We start from the raw sequence: 17,749 nt of genomic DNA, 5'->3' as shown, positions 1-17,749 counted from the left end.
CGCAAGTGTGCTCAAGAGGTACGTCAAGGGCAATGGCGCGCGTTTGCAGGCGAAATTCGCGTCTTTTGAACGGAGATGCCGCGCAAAAGCGCGTAGCGGGCAAGCAGGCTACGGTACCCGATCGAGGCCGAAATTACAAGATTGTGCGCTTGCAGACGTAATTTTACCGGCTTGGACGCAACGGTGCCGCGTCAGGCGAGCAGCAAATCCGGCCGCCACACGATGCGGCGTAACGGAGCATGCGCGGTATCCGGCGCGACATCGCGGTTCACGCCGATGAGCGGCACGAACAGCAGCGCATCGCGCATGAAGAGCAGCGGCACGTCGCGCTTCCACGCCGGCACGCCGCGCTCCTGAAAGAGGTTCTTCAGCGTGCGGCTCGGCGCATCGGTGGCAAGCCGCATGCGCTCGCCGCCGCCACGCGATCGCGCGACGAGCGGCGCCGCGCGCAACAAGCCTTCGGCGATCACATCCGCGCCGGGTGCATCGACGGGTTCGAACACGAACGATCCGCGCCACTGCGGCAGCCGCCAGACCTCATCGCCTTGCCAGCGCAATTCGCTCGGCGCGCGGGCGATGGCCGCGCCGTCGTCGAGATCGGGCGCATCGGCGCTATCGCCGTGCTCCCAGAACAGCGCATTGCGATACACGCGCAAGCACTGCCCCGCATGATCGACGCGCAACGCGTGACCATCGCGTGCGCGCGCCGCGTGCCGAAGCTGACGCAGCATGTCCGCGATCCGCGCGCTCGATGCCGCCGGCAGGCCGCACGTGCGCATCCAGTAGCGCAACAGGTTGATGGCGCGTTCGTCGTCGAGTGCGAGCAACGCATCGAGCGCGAGCGCGCCCGCTTGGTCGCCGCACGCCGTTTCCAGGTCGAGCTTGGCGAGTTCGTCGAGCAGCCTTTGAGCCGACGCCGCGTGCGACGCCGTGCGCGCGAGCGCATCGCGAAAGCCGGGGAAATGCACCGCGAGCACCGGCAGGACGTCATGCCGCAGCGCGTTGCGCGCATAGCGCGTATCGGCGTTGGATTCGTCGTCGATCCAGGTCAGGTCGCGCTCGTGCGCGTATTGCTCGAGTTGCGCGCGCAAGAGCCGCAGCAGCGGACGGAGGCGCGGCGTGGCGCTATCGATGCGCTGCGGCGCCATCGCCGCCAGGCCCGCGACGCCAGCCCCGCGCAGCAACTGCAGCAGCACCGTCTCGGCCTGATCGTCGGCGTGATGCGCGATCAGCAGCGCGGCCGCGCCGTGCTCGTCGCACATCTCGTCGAGCGCGCGATAACGCGCATCGCGTGCGGCGGCTTCGAGGCTTTCGCCGCCCGCGCGCGTCACATCCACATGGCGCGACGCGTACTGCACGGCGAGCGATGCCGCGAACGCCGCGCAATGCGCAGCCCACGCATCGGCGTTCGGACTCAGCCCGTGGTGCACATGCAGCGCGACGACGCGCGCCGCGCCGAGACAGCGCACGGCGGCATCGAGCAGAACGGTGGAATCGAGACCGCCGCTCAACGCGACGGCAAAGCGCGCGTCGGATGCGAGCGCGGCGTCCGAAACCGAGGCGCGCACCGCCTCGAGCACGAGGCGGCTGGCCGGGGTTTCGGTATCGGACATCACGAGAAATCGTGAAGGAGAGAAAGCCCGCTCAAGCGCCGGGCAGCGATTCCTTGAACTTGCCGTAGGCCATCAGCTTGTCGAAGCGGCGATCGCGCAGTTCCTGCACGCTCAGGCCCTGGAACTGACGCAGCGAGTCCGCGAGCGCACGGCGCAGCATGGCGGCCATGCCCTTCGGATCGCGATGCGCGCCGCCGAGTGGCTCGTTCACGATCTTGTCGATGAGTCCCAGCGCCTTCAGGCGATGCGCCGTCAGACCGAGCGCTTCGGCCGCTTCCGGCGCCTTCGCCGCGCTCTTCCACAGAATCGACGCGCAGCCTTCCGGCGAGATCACGGAGTACGTGGAAAATTGCAGCATCATGACCGTATCGGCGACGGCGATTGCCAGCGCGCCGCCCGAACCGCCTTCGCCGATGATCGTCGTGATGATCGGCGTCTTCAACTCGGCCATCACGTAGAGATTGCGCCCGATGGCTTCCGACTGGCCGCGCTCCTCCGCGCCGATGCCCGGATACGCGCCCGGCGTATCGACGAACGTGAAGATGGGCATGCCGAACTTCTCGGCGAGTCGCATGAGCCGCTCGGCCTTGCGATAGCCTTCCGGACGCGGCATGCCGAAGTTGCGCAGCGCGCGTTCCTTGGTATCGCGCCCCTTCTGATGGCCGATGACCATGCACGGCTGGCCGTTGAAACGCGCGAAGCCGCCGACGATCGCGAGGTCATCCGCATAAGCGCGGTCACCATGCAGTTCGTGGAAGTCGGTGAACAGCTCGCTCACGTAGTCGAGCGTGTACGGACGCTGCGGATGCCGCGCGATTTGCGAAACCTGCCACGGCGACAGGTTTGCGTACAGATCCTTCGTGAGCTGCTGGCTTTTCTTCGACAGCCGCTCGATTTCTTCCGAGATATCGACAGCGGAATCGTCCTGAACGAAGCGGAGTTCTTCGATCTTCGCTTCGAGTTCAGCGATCGGCTGCTCGAAATCCAGAAACGTGGTCTTCATGTGTTCGAGTCCTAGAACAACGGGCGGGGCGCAGGGGCGTTTATTCTAACCGCGTCCGTCCCTGATAAATACGCGCGGAAGCTATCGATTATAAATCAACGATAGCCCGGCAATTGTTGTGCGAAATCAGTGGTCTGCGGGAATGGGGTTCAGGCTGCGCCACATGTACCACGTCGCGACCGTGCGCCACGGTTCCCAGTTCGCCGCGACTTCACGCGCCTCGCTGCGCGTGACCGGCTCGCCGCTGAAGTAATTCACGCTGATGGCCTGGATCAGCCCGAGGTCGTCGAGCGGCAGAACGTCCGGGCGCGACAGATTGAAGATGAGGAACATCTCTGCCGTCCATCGGCCGATGCCGCGAATCTGCGTGAGTTCGGCGATGACGGCTTCGTCGTCCATCGATGCCCAGGTATCCACATGCAGCGCGCCGGATACGAAATGCTGCGCGAGATCGAGAATGTATTCGGTCTTGCGCTTCGACAATCCGCACGCCTGCAGCTTCTCGGGCCCGAGCTTGATGAAGTGCGCGGGCACGACTTCCGGACACGCGGTCTTCACGCGTTCCCAGATGGCTTGCGCGGCCTTCACCGAAATCTGCTGGCCGGCGACGGAGCGCGCGAGCGTCGAGAACGGATCGCCGAGATTAGCGAGATGAATCTGTCCGAATTTCGGGATCAGCTTCTTGAGGATGCGGTCGCGCTTCATCAGATCCGCGCACGCCTTGTCCCAGTAATCAGGACGCACGGCTTCGCGCGTGAGACCGCCGACCTGCACGGACACCTCGGCATCGGCAGTGACGACGCGCGACTTGCGCACCACTTCGCCGTGCTCTTTATCGGCGACGAGCGCCTGCGCGTTCGCCGCATCGCCCGCGGTGGCGCGGCCGTTGCCCTTCGCCGGCAACGCTTCCGCTTCCACGGTGCGCGCCTTCGATGCGCGAGCGGGCACATCTTCCCCGTTGCCGCGACGCGCGCCGCTCAGGCCGTCGCCCGCGGTCCGCTTCTGAGCCGCCCGCGTGGCGTTCGCGCGTTTGAGCGCGGTCTTGCGTGCCGTCGTCTGAGTTCCACCATTGGTCTTCTGCGTCGTCGGTTCCGCTTGTGCCCCGCGCGCACGCTTCGTTGCGAGCGACGCGGCGCTTCCTGACGCGGGTCGCTTGACCGGCGTCTTCCTGGCCGTTGCCATCTTGCCTCCTGCCTGGCGAGTCGATCAGAGGGTTCGAAGGTTCGCGATCAAACGCGGCGCCATTCGGTCGACCCACCCGGTTTGTCTTCAAGCGCAATTCCGGCTTCGAGCAATGCGGCGCGAATCCGGTCTGCTTCGGCATAGTTCTTCGCCTGCTTGGCGGCGATGCGTTCGGCGATCTTCGCTTCGATCTCCTGCGGCGACAGTCCGTCCGCCGCGGCCGTGCCCGCTGCCTGCTGCAGGAACACGCGCGGCTCGCGCCCGAGAAGCCCGAGCACGCCCGCGAGACCTTTGAGCTGGCGAGCGAGCGCGGGCTCGCGCGTGCGGTTCACTTCGCTTGCGAGATCGAACAGCACGGACACGGCCACCGGCGTATTGAAGTCGTCGTTCATCGCAGACTGGAAACGCTGCGCGTTCGCCTCATTCCAGTCAAGTTGCTGATTGTCCGGCTCGACATCTTTCAACGCCGTATATAGGCGAGTCAACGCGTTTCTTGCATCGTCGATATGCACGTCGCTGTAGTTCAGCGGCGAACGATAGTGTGCCCGTACGATAAAGAAGCGCACGACTTCCGCATCGAATTTTTGCAGCACTTCGCGGATCGTGAAGAAGTTGCCGAGCGACTTCGACATCTTTTCACTGTCGATCTGCACGAAGCCGTTGTGCATCCAGTAGTTCACGAAGGTCTTGCCCGTCGCGCCTTCGCTCTGCGCGATCTCGTTCTCGTGATGCGGGAACTGCAGGTCCTGACCGCCGCCGTGAATGTCGAACTGTTCGCCGAGCAAACTGCAGGCCATTGCCGAACATTCGATATGCCATCCCGGGCGGCCGCGTCCCCACTTCGAGTCCCAGCCGGAATCCGCCGGCTCGCCTTCCTTCGAATGCTTCCACAGCACGAAGTCGAGCGGATCTTCCTTGGCATCGTTGGCGGCCACGCGCTCGCCCGCGCGCAGGTCTTCGAGCGACTTGCCCGAGAGCTTCCCGTAGCCCGCGAACTTGCGCACCGCGTAGTTCACGTCGCCGTCCTTCGCGTGATACGCATAGCCGTTCGCCTGCAATGCATCGATCATGCCGAGCATCTGCGGGATGAAGTCGGTCGCGCGCGGCTCGAGGTCGGGGCGCTGGATGCCGAGCGCATCGGCGTCTTCGTGCATCGCCTGGATGAAGCGCCCTGTGAGCGCCTTGATCGGCTCGTTGTTCTCGACGGCGCGGCGAATGATCTTGTCGTCGACGTCCGTGATGTTCTGCACGTACGTGACCTTGTAGCCGATCGTGCGCAGCCATCGCTGAACGACATCGAACACGACCATCACGCGTGCATGACCGATGTGACAGTAGTCATAGACGGTCATTCCGCAGACGTACATGCGTACCTCGCCGGGGCGAAGCGGCGTGAAGGGTTGCTTGTCACGCGCGAGCGTGTTGTAGATGCGCAGCGAATTCATAGAGGACAGTGCGTGTGCCGGAAACAACCGTGCGTTGTCGACGGAGTGACATGCTCGATGCTGGCGGGAACGGATGAGACGCACACGCGAGCGCGAACACGACGGTCAGTCGACCAGGACGGAGACGGCCACGAGTGGCAAAAGAGAGTCCGGCTTCGGCAGCGCGTGACCACGGGCAAACATGGTGTGCAAGGCGCGTGCGCGGAACGGGCGGACCTTTTGTTAGAATGGGTCGGAGTATAACACTCGGACTTGAGCCTATGAAATCTCCAAGCGGCCGCACGACGGGCGTTGCCGGTCATGCTGCGAGCCAGGCTGAAGCCCCTGCCGTTCATCGTCTCTCGCGTTCCGCGTTGCGCTCGTTGCGCTTCCCGCGCTTCGCTCCAACTCTCTTCCCGCACCATTCCTTGACCCGATTCCAAGTGACTCACGCTCAAGCGCGCATGCCTTCGCAAGTTCTCCGCCTGCCGGCCATCGTCCGTTCCCGCAACGCCGTTCACGCGACGCTTTCGCGCGCCGCCGCTGTCGCCGTCATCGGCGTGGCTGCATGCTTCGGCGCATCGACGGCGGCGCTCGCGCAGGTAGCGGCAGCGACGGCGGACGGCACGCCGCAGATCGATGCGTCCATCGCCAACAAGGACTGGAACGGCGCGTTGACGCAACTCGATGCGCGCATCGCCGCGAACCCGCGCGACGTGCAGGCGAAGTTCAAGCGCGCGACCGTGCTCGCGCGCCTGAATCGCGACGACGAAGCCATCAACGCGTTCACCGAGTTGACGCAGGCGTACCCCGAGCTGCCCGAACCGTACAACAACCTCGCCGCGCTCTATGCGAAGAAGGGCCGCTACGAAGACGCGCGGGTCGCGCTGGAGACGGCCGTGAAGGCGAACCCCGGCTATGCGCTCGCCTACGACAATCTCGGCGACCTGTACCTGCGGCTCGCGAGCGAATCGTACCGGCGCGCGCAATCGCTCGGCTCGACGAGCCCGCTCACGCGCCAGCGCTTCGCGGGCATTCAGAACATCATCACGCCGCCGCCTCCGAAGAAACGCGCCGCGGGCGCGGCTTCCGGCGCGCAGGCAGCATCGGCGCCGCGCGCGGCATCGGATGAATGGGCGCCCGCGAACGGCGCGAATCCGTCGACAATGCCTTCGCCCGACAGCTATTCGCCGTTCGGCGGACCGAGCGGACCGCTGCCGACTTCGCCGTATGTCGCGCCCTATGTCGCGCCGAATCCGCAGCAGCCGTGACGATTCAGCACGAACCGGCGCGCGCAGGCGGTAAGCTGTAGCCTTCACGCGGCGGCGGACGCGCAGCCCGGCCGTCGCGCCAGACGCTTTGCATTCATCACCCGAGGATCGAACCTTCATGAAATTGCTGATGTTGGCGCTTTCCGGCGCCGCCCTGATCGCGACCGCCCCCGCCTTTGCTCAACCCGGGCAACCCGCGCAGGCTGCGCATCCGAACGTGCTCATTAAGACTTCGCAAGGCGACATCCGCGTCGAGCTTTATCCCGAGAAGGCGCCGAAGACCGTCGAGAACTTTCTTGCCTACGTGAAGTCCGGACAGTACAGCGGCACGATCTTTCATCGCGTGATTCCGGGCTTCATGATCCAGGGCGGCGGCTACAGCACGAGCTTCGCGGAGAAGCCGACGCGCGCGCCGATTCCGCTCGAAAGCCGCACCGGCCTGAAGAACGCCACCGGCACCATTTCGATGGCGCGCACGAGCGATCCGAACTCGGCCACGGCGCAGTTCTTCATCAATACGGTCGATAATGCGGGCCTCGACTATCCGAACCCGGACGGCAACGGCTATGCGGTATTCGGCAAGGTCGTCGCGGGGATGGACGTCGTGAAGAAGATCGAAGCCAGCCCGACCACCACGCGCGGCCCGATGGCCGACGTGCCGCAAAAGCCGACCGTGATCGAGTCGGCAACCGTGGTGTCCCAGTAACGCGAACATCCCAGGCGGCGGGCATTCGCGCGCCGCTCAATCAACACACCGGAGAAAACACATGGTCGAACTGCATACGAACCACGGCGTCATCAAGCTCGAACTCGACGCCGAAAAAGCACCGAAGACGGTCGAGAACTTCCTCAACTACGTGAAGAAGGGCCACTACGACAACACGGTGTTCCACCGCGTGATCGACGGCTTCATGATCCAGGGCGGCGGCTTCGAGCCGGGCATGACGCAAAAGCCGACCGACGCGCCGATCAACAACGAAGCGAACAACGGCCTCACGAACGACAACGGCACGATCGCGATGGCGCGCACGAACGATCCGCATTCGGCGACCGCGCAGTTCTTCATCAACGTGAAGGACAACGACTTCCTGAACCACTCGTCGCCGACGCCGCAGGGCTGGGGCTACACCGTGTTCGGCCGTGTCGTCGAAGGCATGGATGTCGTCGAGAAGATCAAGAAGGTCAAGACAGGCTCGAAGGGCTTCCATCAGGACGTGCCGGTCGACGACGTCGTGATCGAAAAGGCCGTGGTGGTCTAAAACGCGCATCGCATGATCGATACGCCGCCTTTCAGCCACGAGGCGAGGCACGAAGCAGGACGGGAAGCAGCGGGCGCAGCGCATGACGCGCGCCCGCTGTTTTTCATTTCGGACCTGCACTTGAGCGAGGCGATTCCGAACACGGTCGCCGCGTTCGAGCATTTCATCGAGGTCACGGCGAACGACGCCGACTCGGTTTTCGTCCTCGGCGATCTCTTCGAATTCTGGATCGGCGACGACGTGCTCGATCCTGCCTGCACCGACGAGCGTGGCCGCTTCGCGCGCCGCATGACGAAGCTGATGCACACGCTGTCCGAGCGCGGCATCGGGCTTTACGTGATGCACGGCAATCGCGACTTCCTGCTGGGCAAGCGTTTCATGAAGGAAGCCGGCGCGATGCCCCTGCCCGATCCGTTCACGATGACCGCGTTCGGCACGCGCATGGTGCTCGCCCACGGCGATGCGCTCTGCACCGCCGATCCCGGCTATCAGCGTTTTCGCCGCTTCGCGCGCAACCCGCTCGCGCAACGGCTGTTCCTCGCGTTGCCGCTCAAGTCGCGGCTTGCCATCGGCCAGCGCATGCGCATGACGAGCGAAGGCGCGCGGACGAACGGCGCATCGCCGAAATACGACGTGACGCGCGAGGCCGTCGCGTCGCTGTTCGCCAGGAGCCGCACGCATACGATGATCCACGGCCACACGCATCGCCCGGCGATGCATCGCGAAGCCGACGGCGTGCGCTGGGTGCTGCCGGATTGGGAACTCGATATCGACGCGCCGCGCGGCGGCTATCTGCGCGTCGATGCCGGGGGCGTGCGCGCGTTGCCCTTATAGCTGGCGTTCGGCGTCGCGCGGCTGGCCGTCCATCGCGGTGCAAAGACGCTTGAGATCGACGAGCGCCGCGCCGTCCGCGCCGTGCAGCGCCTCCACGCGCGCGCCCAGCCGCTCCAGCGCCGCGACGATTTCATCGGTGCGCTGCGACTGCGTCGACGCGTGATCGATCAGGCCGTGGATCGCGAGCGACACGGGATCGTCCGCGTTCGGCGTGATGCCGTAGGCGCAGAAGCCGTCGCGGGCATCGACTTTCGGCTTCGGCACCGCGGGCATCACGATGCGCGCCGGATTGCCCACCGCCGTGCCGCCTGCCGGCACCGGCTTCACGACGACCGCGTTCGAGCCGATCTTCGCCTCCGCGCCGACGGTAAAGCTGCCCAGCACCTTCGCGCCCGCGCCGACGATCACGCCGCGCTCGAGCGTCGGATGCCGCTTCGCGCCGCGCGCGAGCGACGTGCCGCCGAGCGTCACGCCCTGATAGATCGTGCAGTCGTCGCCGATTTCCGCCGTCTCGCCGATCACGACGCCCATGCCGTGATCGATGAACACGCGCCGTCCGAGCGTCGCGCCCGGATGAATCTCGATGCCGGTCAGAAAGCGCGCCATCTGCGACACGAATCGCCCGAGCCAGCGCCAGCCGCGCCGCCAGCACGCGTGCGCGAAGCGGTGCAGGACGATCGCATGCAGCCCCGGATAACACGTCACGACTTCCCAGACGCTGCGGGCGGCGGGATCGCGCTCGCGGATGGCGGCGATGTCTTCGCGGATTCGGTCGAACATGTCGGACTCTCGGTCGGGGATTGGGGCGACGCGGCATCGGCGCGGCGTTGTGTCGTCCGCCGCTTAAGCACGAAAAAAGCAATGCTTATGACGGCGCGCTGTTTTTCGCCGATTGTAGGACGCTCGCGCGCGCCGCGTCCGATGCCCCCGCTGGCAGCGCGGTCTGCGTCAGCCCTTCTTGTCGCGCAGGAGAATGTGCTTCGCGATGCCGCGCAGGATGTTCACTTCCTCGCGCTCCAGCCCCGAACGCGCGAAAAGCCGCCGCACGCGCGACATCAACTTCTTCGGATTGGCGGGATCGAGAAATTCGAGCGCGACGAGCGCCTCTTCTAGATGCGCGTACATGCCTTCGATTTCATCGCTCGATGCGCTCTGCCCCGCCGATGCCACGGCCGCCGCTTCGGGCGCGGCTTCGTGAAACGCGAGGCGCAATTCGTACGCGAGCACCTGCACCGCCTGCGCGAGATTCAGCGAGCTGTACGCCGGATTGGCCGGAATATGCGCGAGCGCGCTGCATCGCTCGACATCGGCGTTGGACAGGCCCGTGCGCTCGTTGCCGAACACGAGCGCGATGTCGCCGTCCCGCGCGAATGCGGGCGCGCGCTGCGCCAGCTCGCGCGGCGGCATCTGCGGCGGGCCGTATTCGCGCATGCGCGCCGTCAGCGCGACGGACCAGTGCACGCCGACGAGCGCGTCCGCGAGCGACTCGACGACTTGCGCCGAAGCGAGGACATCGTCGGCGCCGGAAGCCATCGCGACGGCTTCCGGCTCGTCCTTGACGTTCGGCACGCGCGGCGCGACGAGCACGAGGCGCGCGAAGCCCATCGTCTTGAGCGCGCGCGCCGCCGCGCCCACGTTGCCCGGGTGACTCGGCTCGACGAGAACGAAGCGCGTGGACGCGAAGCCGTCGGCGTGAAGAGAAAGTTCGTTGGATTCCAAGGCGCGGATTCTGCTTGAGGGTTGGAAAAGCGGGTAACCGGCTATCTTATCGCGAAGCACCGGGACCGCCGCCGCAGTCGGAAACGGCCGGCTTCGGGTAAAATGGCGCGTTCGCGCGCCGTGACCGTTTCTTTTCGAAACCGTCTGCGAGCGCCCCGCTCTTATTCAATTCGTCTTTCGTCGACATAGTCGTTGTCGCCAACTTCATCGCCCGCGCCATTGCATAGCGCGCGTGGCGATCAAAGGATTTCGCTCATGCAACCGATGCTCAATATCGCTGTCAAGGCCGCGCGCCGCGCCGGACAGATCATCAACCGCGCGTCGCTCGACCTGGATCGCCTCCTGGTCAGCAAGAAGCAGCACAACGACTTCGTGACGGAAGTCGACAAGGCGTCCGAAGCCGCCATCATCGAGACGCTGCACACCGCCTATCCCGACCATTCGATTCTCGCCGAAGAATCCGGCGCGGACGAGCGCGAGTCCGAGTATCAGTGGATCATCGATCCGCTCGACGGCACCACCAACTTCATCCACGGCTTTCCGTATTACTGCGTGTCCATCGCGCTCGTGCACCGGGGCGTCGTCACGCAGGCCGTCGTCTATGACCCGACGCGCAACGATCTCTTCACCGCATCGCGCGGACGCGGCGCGTATCTGAACGAGCGCCGTATTCGCGTCGGCAAGCTGGATCGTTTGTCGGATGCGCTCATCGGCACGGGCTTCCCGTTCCGCGACGGCCAAGGCCTCAACGCCTACACGCGCCTCTTCAGCGAAATGACGCTGTCGTGCGCGGGCCTGCGCCGCCCCGGCGCGGCTGCGCTCGATCTCGCGAACGTCGCGGCCGGACGGCTCGACGGCTTCTTCGAGCAGGGCATTCATCCGTGGGACGTGGCGGCGGGCAGCCTGATCGTGACCGAAGCAGGCGGACTCGTCGGCAATTACACCGGCGAATCGGATTTCCTGTTCAAGAACGAAATCGTCGCGGCGAATCCGAAGGTCTACGCGCAAATGGTCAAGATTCTCGACATGTACTCGCGCACGCGCCTGACGGGCGAATAACGCGACGAACGTGGCACAGCGGGGCGCACCGTCGCCTCGCTTTTCCCATTCTTCCTCCGGGCGCGGCGCGTGCTCTGCAATCGACGCCCGGCTCCGCTACAGTTCGCTGTCGCCTCTCATCGCAGAGCGCGCTTTTCGGCTATCCGGTCGAGAGGACCGCCGCCGTTTCAGTCGTTTCCCTTCCCCGCCGCGCGCCCGGCATCCAGCCCGACATGAAAAAAGGCTTCTACACGATCATCGCCGCGCAGTTCGTCTCGTCGCTCGCGGATAACGCGCTCTTGATCGCGGCCATCGCGATGCTCGCCGTCGTGCATTCCGCGCCGTGGGTCACGCCGCTGTTGCAGATCTTCTTCACCGTGTCGTATGTGGTGCTCGCGCCCTTCGTCGGTGCATTCGCCGACGCCTTGCAGAAGCGCCACGTCATGTTCATCTCCAACGCGCTCAAGGCGGGCGGCTGCGCGCTGATGATCGCGGGCGTGCATCCGATGATCGCGTACGGCGTGGTCGGCCTCGGCGCGGCGGCGTATTCGCCCGCGAAGTACGGCATCCTCACGGAACTGCTGCCGGCGGAAAAGCTGATTACCGCGAACGCATGGCTCGAATCCGCGACGGTCGGCTCGACGATTCTCGGCACCGTGATCGGCGGCGCGCTGGTGAGCCAGGTCGTCGGCCGATGGGTCGAGCACGCGCACGTGCCGCTCGTGAGCAGCGCCGCGCATGCCGCGATGTTCGCCGTGATGGTGATCTACGCGTCGGCGGCCGTCATCAACGTGTTCATTCCCGATACCGGCGCGCGCTACCCGAACCTGCTCACGCAGCCGACGCGCCTCGTCCACGACTTCTCGCACTGCTTCAAGGTGCTGTGGAGCGACAAGCTCGCGCAGATCGCGCTATGGGTCACGACGCTGCTGTGGGGCGCCGCCGTCACGCTGCAACTGCTCGTGCTCAAATGGGCCGATGCGAATCTCGGGCTCTCGCTGTCGAAAGCGGCGGTGCTGCAGGGCGTGACGGGCGTAGGCATCGCGCTGGGCGCGGCGGCGGCATCGGCGTGGATCGCGCTCAGGCAGTCGCTCAAGGTGCTGCCGGTCGGCGTGCTGATCGGCGCGGTGGCTGTCGCGATGGCGTTCTACAACAAGGATCTGTTTCCGGCGGGCGCGGGCGTGCACGTCGGTTCGCTTTTCATGCCCGCGTATATCTTGATGGCCTATCCGCTGATGATCGCGCTCGGCGGATTGTCGGGCTTTTTCATCGTGCCGATGAACGCCATTCTTCAGCATCGCGGCGCGACGCTTCTTTCGGCGGGGCATTCCATCGCCGTGCAGAATTTCAACCAGAACCTCGCCGTGCTCGCCATGCTCGGCTCCTACGCCCTGCTTTTAACCGGGAAAGTGCCGGTGCAGTGGATCATCGTGATATTCGGCGTCTTCGTCTGCGGCATGATGGCGCTCGCCATGCGCCGCCACACGCGCAACGAGCGCGAAGTCGACCTCGGCGCGCTCGTCGAGGAATGATCCTTGCTTGAGCCTGGTGTCCGGTTCATCGCCTCGCGCCGCCCGATTCGCGACAAAGGGAGGGAACGATGGCGGACGAGTCGAAGTCGTAACAGCAGTGAACGCAAGAGGACGAAAGGCGCATGATGCGCACGAGGCGGCGCGCGTAACAGGCACGGGCATCACGCGTGTGCGCCGCCATTCTTCGGCACGTCAATAAAGGAGCATGAAAATGGGATTGTTCACACGTTCGACGCTCGAGAGCAAGATCAATGGCGCAGCCGACGTCGGCCAGCGCGCGGTGCGCGGTGCGGGCGATGTCGTCGATTCGGCCAGCGACCAGTTGCGCAGCCTTCTCGACGATCTGGAAAGCTCGCTCCAGGGCGCCAAGGACATCGACGCCGACAAGCTGCGCAAGCAATTGCAGTCGAAGCTCAAGTACGCACGCTCGCAGATGGACGGCGCAAGCTCGGCAATCAGCGGCCGGATCGGCGACGCAGCAGGCTACGCCGATGACTTCGTGCACGACAAGCCGTGGCACACGCTCGGCGCGGTGGCGGGCCTCGCGCTGCTCGTCGGCTTCCTGGCGGGACGCTCCTGATCGGCAGGCGCTGTAGCCGCAGGACGGGGCCACCACCGGGTGGCCCCTTTCGTTTTTGCACTCGGCCTATCCCTTCCGGCCGTCTCCGCCCCTCAACCTGCACAGGTTAAACTCTTGCACTATCGGCTGATTCGCGGCTGAACGCGCGTCGCGTTCGGTCCATTCGCCATTACCGCACGCAAGATGGGCAATCACACGGCAACTCCCGACTCTTCTCCCGCCCCGGCCTCGGCCGCGCTTCCGGCGGACTTCTCGCACCACACGCCGATGATGCAGCAGTACCTTCGCATCAAGGCGGAGCATCCCGGCACGCTCGTTTTTTATCGCATGGGCGATTTTTACGAGCTGTTTTTCGACGATGCCGAGAAAGCCGCGCGCCTGCTCGATCTCACGCTCACGCAGCGCGGCGCGTCGGGCGGCAATCCCATCCGCATGGCGGGCGTGCCGCATCATGCGTGCGAGCAATACCTGGCCAAGCTCGTGAAGCTCGGCGAATCGGTGGCGATTTGCGAGCAGATCGGCGATCCGGCGACATCGAAAGGACCGGTCGAACGCAAGGTCGTGCGCGTGGTGACGCCCGGCACGCTGACCGACGCCGCCCTGCTCTCCGACAAGAACGATGTCTATCTGCTCGCGCTGTGCCCCGCGCATAACCGTCGCGGCGTGGTGACGAACGTCGGACTCGCGTGGCTCAATCTCGCGAGCGGCGCGCTCAGGCTCGCGGAAGTCGCGCCCGAGCAGGTGGCGGCGGCGCTGGAGCGCATCCGTCCGTCGGAAACGCTCATCGCGGATACCGTCACGGACATGCGCGCCACGTTCGGCGTCGCGCAGCTCGCCGCGACCACGCGCGTGCCGGCCTGGCACTTCGATGTCGGCTCCGGCACCGCGCGCCTGCGCGAACAGCTCGATGTCGCGAGCCTCGACGGCTTCGGCGGCGAATCACTCACCTGCGCATGCGGCGCGGCGGGCGCGCTGCTGCTGTACGCGGCGGCGACGCAAGGCCAGCAGTTGCGTCACGTGCGCAGCCTGAAGGTCGAATATGAATCGGAGTACATCGGGCTCGATCCCGCGACGCGGCGCAATCTCGAACTCACCGAAACGCTGCGCGGCACGGAATCGCCCACGCTGTGCTCGCTGCTCGATACGTGCTGCACGACGATGGGCAGCCGCCTGCTGCGGCACTGGCTGCATCATCCGCCGCGCGATGCGTCGATTGCGCAGACGCGTCAGCAGGCCATCGGTGCGCTGCTGGACGCACCGTCGTCCACCGGGCTCGACGCGCTGCGCACCGCGTTGCGCAAGATCTCCGACATCGAGCGTATTACGGGCCGGCTCGCGCTGCTCTCGGCGCGTCCGCGCGATCTGTCGAGCCTGCGCGATACCTTCGCCGCCCTGCCCGATCTCCAGGCGCTCGTCGCCGCGATGCCCGCGCAAACCGCGGCGCTCGCGCGCATCGGCGAAGCGCTGCAGCCGCCGGGCGAATGCCTGCATTTGCTCACGAGCGCCATCGCGCCCGAGCCGGCGGCGCTGATTCGCGACGGCGGCGTGATCGCGCGCGGCTACGACGCCGACCTCGACGAACTGCGCGACATTTCGGAGAACTGCGACCAGTTTCTGATCGATCTCGAAACGCGCGAACGGACACGCACGGGCATCGCGAATCTGCGCGTCGAATACAACAAGGTGCACGGCTTCTATATCGAAGTCACGCGCGGCCAGACCGACAAGGTGCCGGACGACTATCGTCGCCGGCAAACGCTGAAGAACGCCGAACGCTATATCACGCCGGAACTTAAAGCGTTCGAGGACAAGGCGCTGTCCGCGCAGGAACGCGCGCTCGCCCGCGAACGCGCGCTTTACGATGCGCTCTTGCAAAACCTCCTGCCCTTCATCGCGGATTGCCAGCGAGTCGCGAGCGCGCTCGCCGAGCTCGATCTGCTCGGCGCATTCGCGGAACGCGCCCGCGCGCTCGACTGGGTCGCGCCCGAGTTCGCGGCCGATGCCGGCATCGATATCGAACAGGGACGGCATCCGGTCGTCGAGGCGCAGGTGGAGCAATTCATCGCGAACGATTGCTGCCTGAGCCACGAGCGCAAGCTGCTGCTCATCACCGGCCCGAACATGGGCGGTAAATCCACGTTCATGCGGCAGACGGCGCTGATCGCGCTGATGGCGTATGTCGGCAGTTATGTGCCGGCCAGGCGCGCGCGCTTCGGCAAGCTGGATCGCATTTTCACGCGCATCGGCGCAGCGGATGACCTCGCAGGCGGACGTTCGACCTTCATGGTCGAGATGACCGAAGCGGCAGCCATTTTGAACGACGCGACCGCATCGAGCCTCGTGCTGATGGATGAAATCGGACGCGGCACCTCCACGTTCGATGGCCTCGCGCTCGCGTGGGCGATCGCGCGGCATCTGCTGTCGCACAACAACTGCTACACGCTTTTCGCCACGCATTACTTCGAGCTCACGCAACTGCCTTCGGAGTTTCCGCAGGCGGCGAACGTGCACTTGTCGGCGGTTGAGCACGATCACGGCATCGTGTTTCTGCATGCCGTCAGCGAAGGGCCGGCGAATCAGAGCTACGGCCTGCAGGTCGCGCAACTCGCGGGCGTGCCGGGAGCGGTCATCCGCGCGGCGCGCAAGCATCTCGTGCATCTGGAGCAGCAGTCCATCGGCCAGCCGACCGCGCAGTTCGACCTCTTCGCGAGTCCGCCGTACGCGTTCGAAGATCCGGCCGAAGAAGCCGACGAAGCCACGAAGACCGACGCACCGGAGCATCCCGCGCTCGAAAAGCTGCGCACGTTCGATCCGAACGACCTGCGTCCGCGCGATGCACTCGATCTGCTCTACGAACTACATGAACTGGCGACCTCCGCGCCGGATTCGTCACGTTGAGCGCATGGTGGCGCGCAGCCGATCCCGCTTCGCGGCCGCGGCCTCACGCGCCGTGCATGCCGTGCTGGCGGCGCTGCTAGGCATCGCATGCTTCGGCGCGCACGCGCAGAACAACGACACGCTCACTTTCGCCGTCATCGCGGATGCGCTCACCCGCCCCGCCGACGAAGCGCCCGTGCGTCAGATGCTCGATGCGATCGGGCGCGATCGCGATATCGCGTTCATCGTCTACGACGGCAACGTGAAGGGCAGCGCCGAGGCTTGCCGCGATAGCGTGTACCAGTCGCGCCGCGATCTGCTCGACGCCTCGCGCGCGCCGCTCGTCTTGCTGCTCGGCCAGCACGACTGGGCCGATTGCGGCCTCGCGCACACCGGCGCATACGATCCCGTCGAACGGCTCGATTTCGTACGCCAGCTCTTCTTTCCGGATGCGAATTCGCTCGGACAGGAGCCGCTCACGCTTTCGCGCGAGAGCGACGTCGCGCGCTTTCGGCCGTTTCGCGAAATCGTGCGATGGCAGGCGCAAGGCGTCGCGTTGATCGGCCTCAATGCGCCGGGTCCGAACAATCATTACCTGACCGCGGGCGGGCGCAACGGCGAGTTCGAAGACCGCGCCGTTGCGACGACGTTCTGGCTCGAGCATGCCGCCGAATCCGCGCGTCGCTCGGGGATGCGCGCGCTCGTCATCGTCCTTCAGGGCGATCCCGACTTCGCGCGTTACGAGCGGCGCGACCGCTTCGCGTGGCTGCGTTTTTCCCGCTCGACGCAGCTGCGCGACGGCTTTCTCGAATTGAAGCGCAGTCTCGTGAAGGCTGCGGAAACGTTTCGCGGACCGGTCATCGTGATTCATCGAACGGAGACGCCCGATGCGAACGGCTTTCATATCGATCAGCCGCTGCGCAACGACAAGGGCCTCATCGTCACGAACCTGACGCGTGTGGCGCTCGCGCTGAAGAAACCGCAATCGCAATGGCTGGAAGTGTCGAGCGGCGCGGGATGGCGTCCGCCTTTCCGCCTGCGCGTGCGTGATACACGCGATGTGCGCGATATCCGCGATGCTCGCGGCCCGAACGACGCGCGCAGACGCGATTTCGGCGAACCGCAATTCGAAGCGCCCGTGCCGTATGTTCCGAATGCGATGAACTACCCGGCGCCGTCATCAACGCCGGCCGCGCCGTTGCGGCACGATTTGCCCGACGCACTGCCGCCGGCGCCATCGCTCGTGCAACCGGCATCCGGTGTGCCGCCCATTCTCACAGCACCGCAGGCGCTGCCGCCCATCCTTCCGGTGCCATCGTCGCCGGCGTCGAGCGTGCAGCCGGGCGGCGCTGCAAACCCGAACGGTCGCGCGCAATAAAAAAGCGCAGCCTTGCGCTGCGCTTTTTCAATGACCGCC

Annotated in this window: 15 protein-coding genes; 9 read left to right on the top strand and 6 right to left on the bottom strand. The window is 65.5% G+C overall.

What is annotated here, in order from left to right:
* Positions 1-191: 191 nt before the first annotated feature.
* From tilS to cysS, 4 genes are all read right to left on the bottom strand, one after another.
* Positions 192-1,616, bottom strand: a complete 1,425-nt coding sequence (gene tilS, locus AWB72_RS22235; RefSeq protein ID WP_374728911.1) for a tRNA lysidine(34) synthetase TilS — start codon at positions 1,614-1,616, stop codon at positions 192-194.
* Between the two features lie 28 nt (positions 1,617-1,644).
* Positions 1,645-2,616: an acetyl-CoA carboxylase carboxyltransferase subunit alpha gene (locus tag AWB72_RS22230; RefSeq protein WP_040051546.1), complete on the bottom strand. Its 972-nt coding sequence runs from the start codon at positions 2,614-2,616 to the stop codon at positions 1,645-1,647.
* Positions 2,617-2,742: 126 nt separating this feature from the next.
* Positions 2,743-3,798, bottom strand: coding sequence for a DNA-3-methyladenine glycosylase family protein (locus tag AWB72_RS22225; protein ID WP_040051545.1), 1,056 nt, complete (start codon positions 3,796-3,798; stop codon positions 2,743-2,745).
* Positions 3,799-3,845: 47 nt separating this feature from the next.
* On the bottom strand, positions 3,846-5,243 hold the full coding sequence (gene cysS / locus AWB72_RS22220) for a cysteine--tRNA ligase (protein ID WP_040051544.1): 1,398 nt from the start codon (positions 5,241-5,243) through the stop codon (positions 3,846-3,848).
* Positions 5,244-5,686: 443 nt separating this feature from the next.
* On the opposite strand from cysS, the gene AWB72_RS22215 reads away from it, so the two are divergent.
* The 4 genes from AWB72_RS22215 (at position 5,687) to AWB72_RS22200 (ending at position 8,586) form a co-directional block, all read left to right on the top strand.
* Positions 5,687-6,493, top strand: coding sequence for a tetratricopeptide repeat protein (locus AWB72_RS22215; protein WP_084592985.1), 807 nt, complete (start codon positions 5,687-5,689; stop codon positions 6,491-6,493).
* 118 nt (positions 6,494-6,611) lie between these two features.
* Positions 6,612-7,199, top strand: a complete 588-nt coding sequence (locus AWB72_RS22210) for a peptidylprolyl isomerase (protein WP_040051543.1) — start codon at positions 6,612-6,614, stop codon at positions 7,197-7,199.
* Between the two features lie 61 nt (positions 7,200-7,260).
* A complete protein-coding gene (locus AWB72_RS22205) occupies positions 7,261-7,752 on the top strand; it encodes a peptidylprolyl isomerase (RefSeq protein WP_040051542.1) in 492 nt (163 codons plus the stop codon).
* Positions 7,753-7,764: 12 nt separating this feature from the next.
* A complete protein-coding gene (locus AWB72_RS22200; protein ID WP_040051541.1) occupies positions 7,765-8,586 on the top strand; it encodes a UDP-2,3-diacylglucosamine diphosphatase in 822 nt (273 codons plus the stop codon).
* Here the strand turns inward: AWB72_RS22200 and cysE are convergent.
* Together cysE and AWB72_RS22190 are read right to left on the bottom strand one after the other, a co-directional pair.
* Positions 8,581-9,366, bottom strand: a complete 786-nt coding sequence (gene cysE, locus AWB72_RS22195) for a serine O-acetyltransferase (protein WP_040051540.1) — start codon at positions 9,364-9,366, stop codon at positions 8,581-8,583. The genes AWB72_RS22200 and cysE overlap by 6 nt on opposite strands.
* Before the next feature lie 168 nt (positions 9,367-9,534).
* A complete protein-coding gene (locus AWB72_RS22190; protein WP_040051539.1) occupies positions 9,535-10,305 on the bottom strand; it encodes an RNA methyltransferase in 771 nt (256 codons plus the stop codon).
* Positions 10,306-10,560: 255 nt separating this feature from the next.
* Between AWB72_RS22190 and AWB72_RS22185 the strand changes: the two genes are divergently transcribed.
* From AWB72_RS22185 to AWB72_RS22165, 5 genes are all read left to right on the top strand, one after another.
* Positions 10,561-11,364, top strand: coding sequence for an inositol monophosphatase family protein (locus tag AWB72_RS22185; protein WP_040051634.1), 804 nt, complete (start codon positions 10,561-10,563; stop codon positions 11,362-11,364).
* Between the two features lie 212 nt (positions 11,365-11,576).
* Positions 11,577-12,875: a lysophospholipid transporter LplT gene (lplT, locus tag AWB72_RS22180; protein WP_040051538.1), complete on the top strand. Its 1,299-nt coding sequence runs from the start codon at positions 11,577-11,579 to the stop codon at positions 12,873-12,875.
* 211 nt (positions 12,876-13,086) lie between these two features.
* Positions 13,087-13,455 carry an ElaB/YgaM/YqjD family protein gene (locus AWB72_RS22175; RefSeq protein ID WP_040051537.1) on the top strand — a complete coding sequence of 123 codons (369 nt, stop codon included), beginning with the start codon at positions 13,087-13,089 and terminating at the stop codon, positions 13,453-13,455.
* 267 nt (positions 13,456-13,722) lie between these two features.
* A complete protein-coding gene (mutS, locus tag AWB72_RS22170) occupies positions 13,723-16,353 on the top strand; it encodes a DNA mismatch repair protein MutS (RefSeq protein ID WP_052449986.1) in 2,631 nt (876 codons plus the stop codon).
* Positions 16,316-17,710 carry a hypothetical protein gene (locus AWB72_RS22165; RefSeq protein ID WP_084592984.1) on the top strand — a complete coding sequence of 465 codons (1,395 nt, stop codon included), beginning with the start codon at positions 16,316-16,318 and terminating at the stop codon, positions 17,708-17,710. The genes mutS and AWB72_RS22165 overlap by 38 nt, the downstream gene beginning before the upstream one ends.
* Positions 17,711-17,749: the final 39 nt, after the last annotated feature.

It is taken from the genome of Caballeronia concitans (genome assembly GCF_001544615.1).
GTDB classification, from domain to species: Bacteria; Pseudomonadota; Gammaproteobacteria; order Burkholderiales; family Burkholderiaceae; genus Caballeronia; species Caballeronia concitans.
The sequence above is the reverse complement of the archived record's forward strand: the minus strand, read 5'-3'. Positions and strand labels throughout refer to the sequence as shown.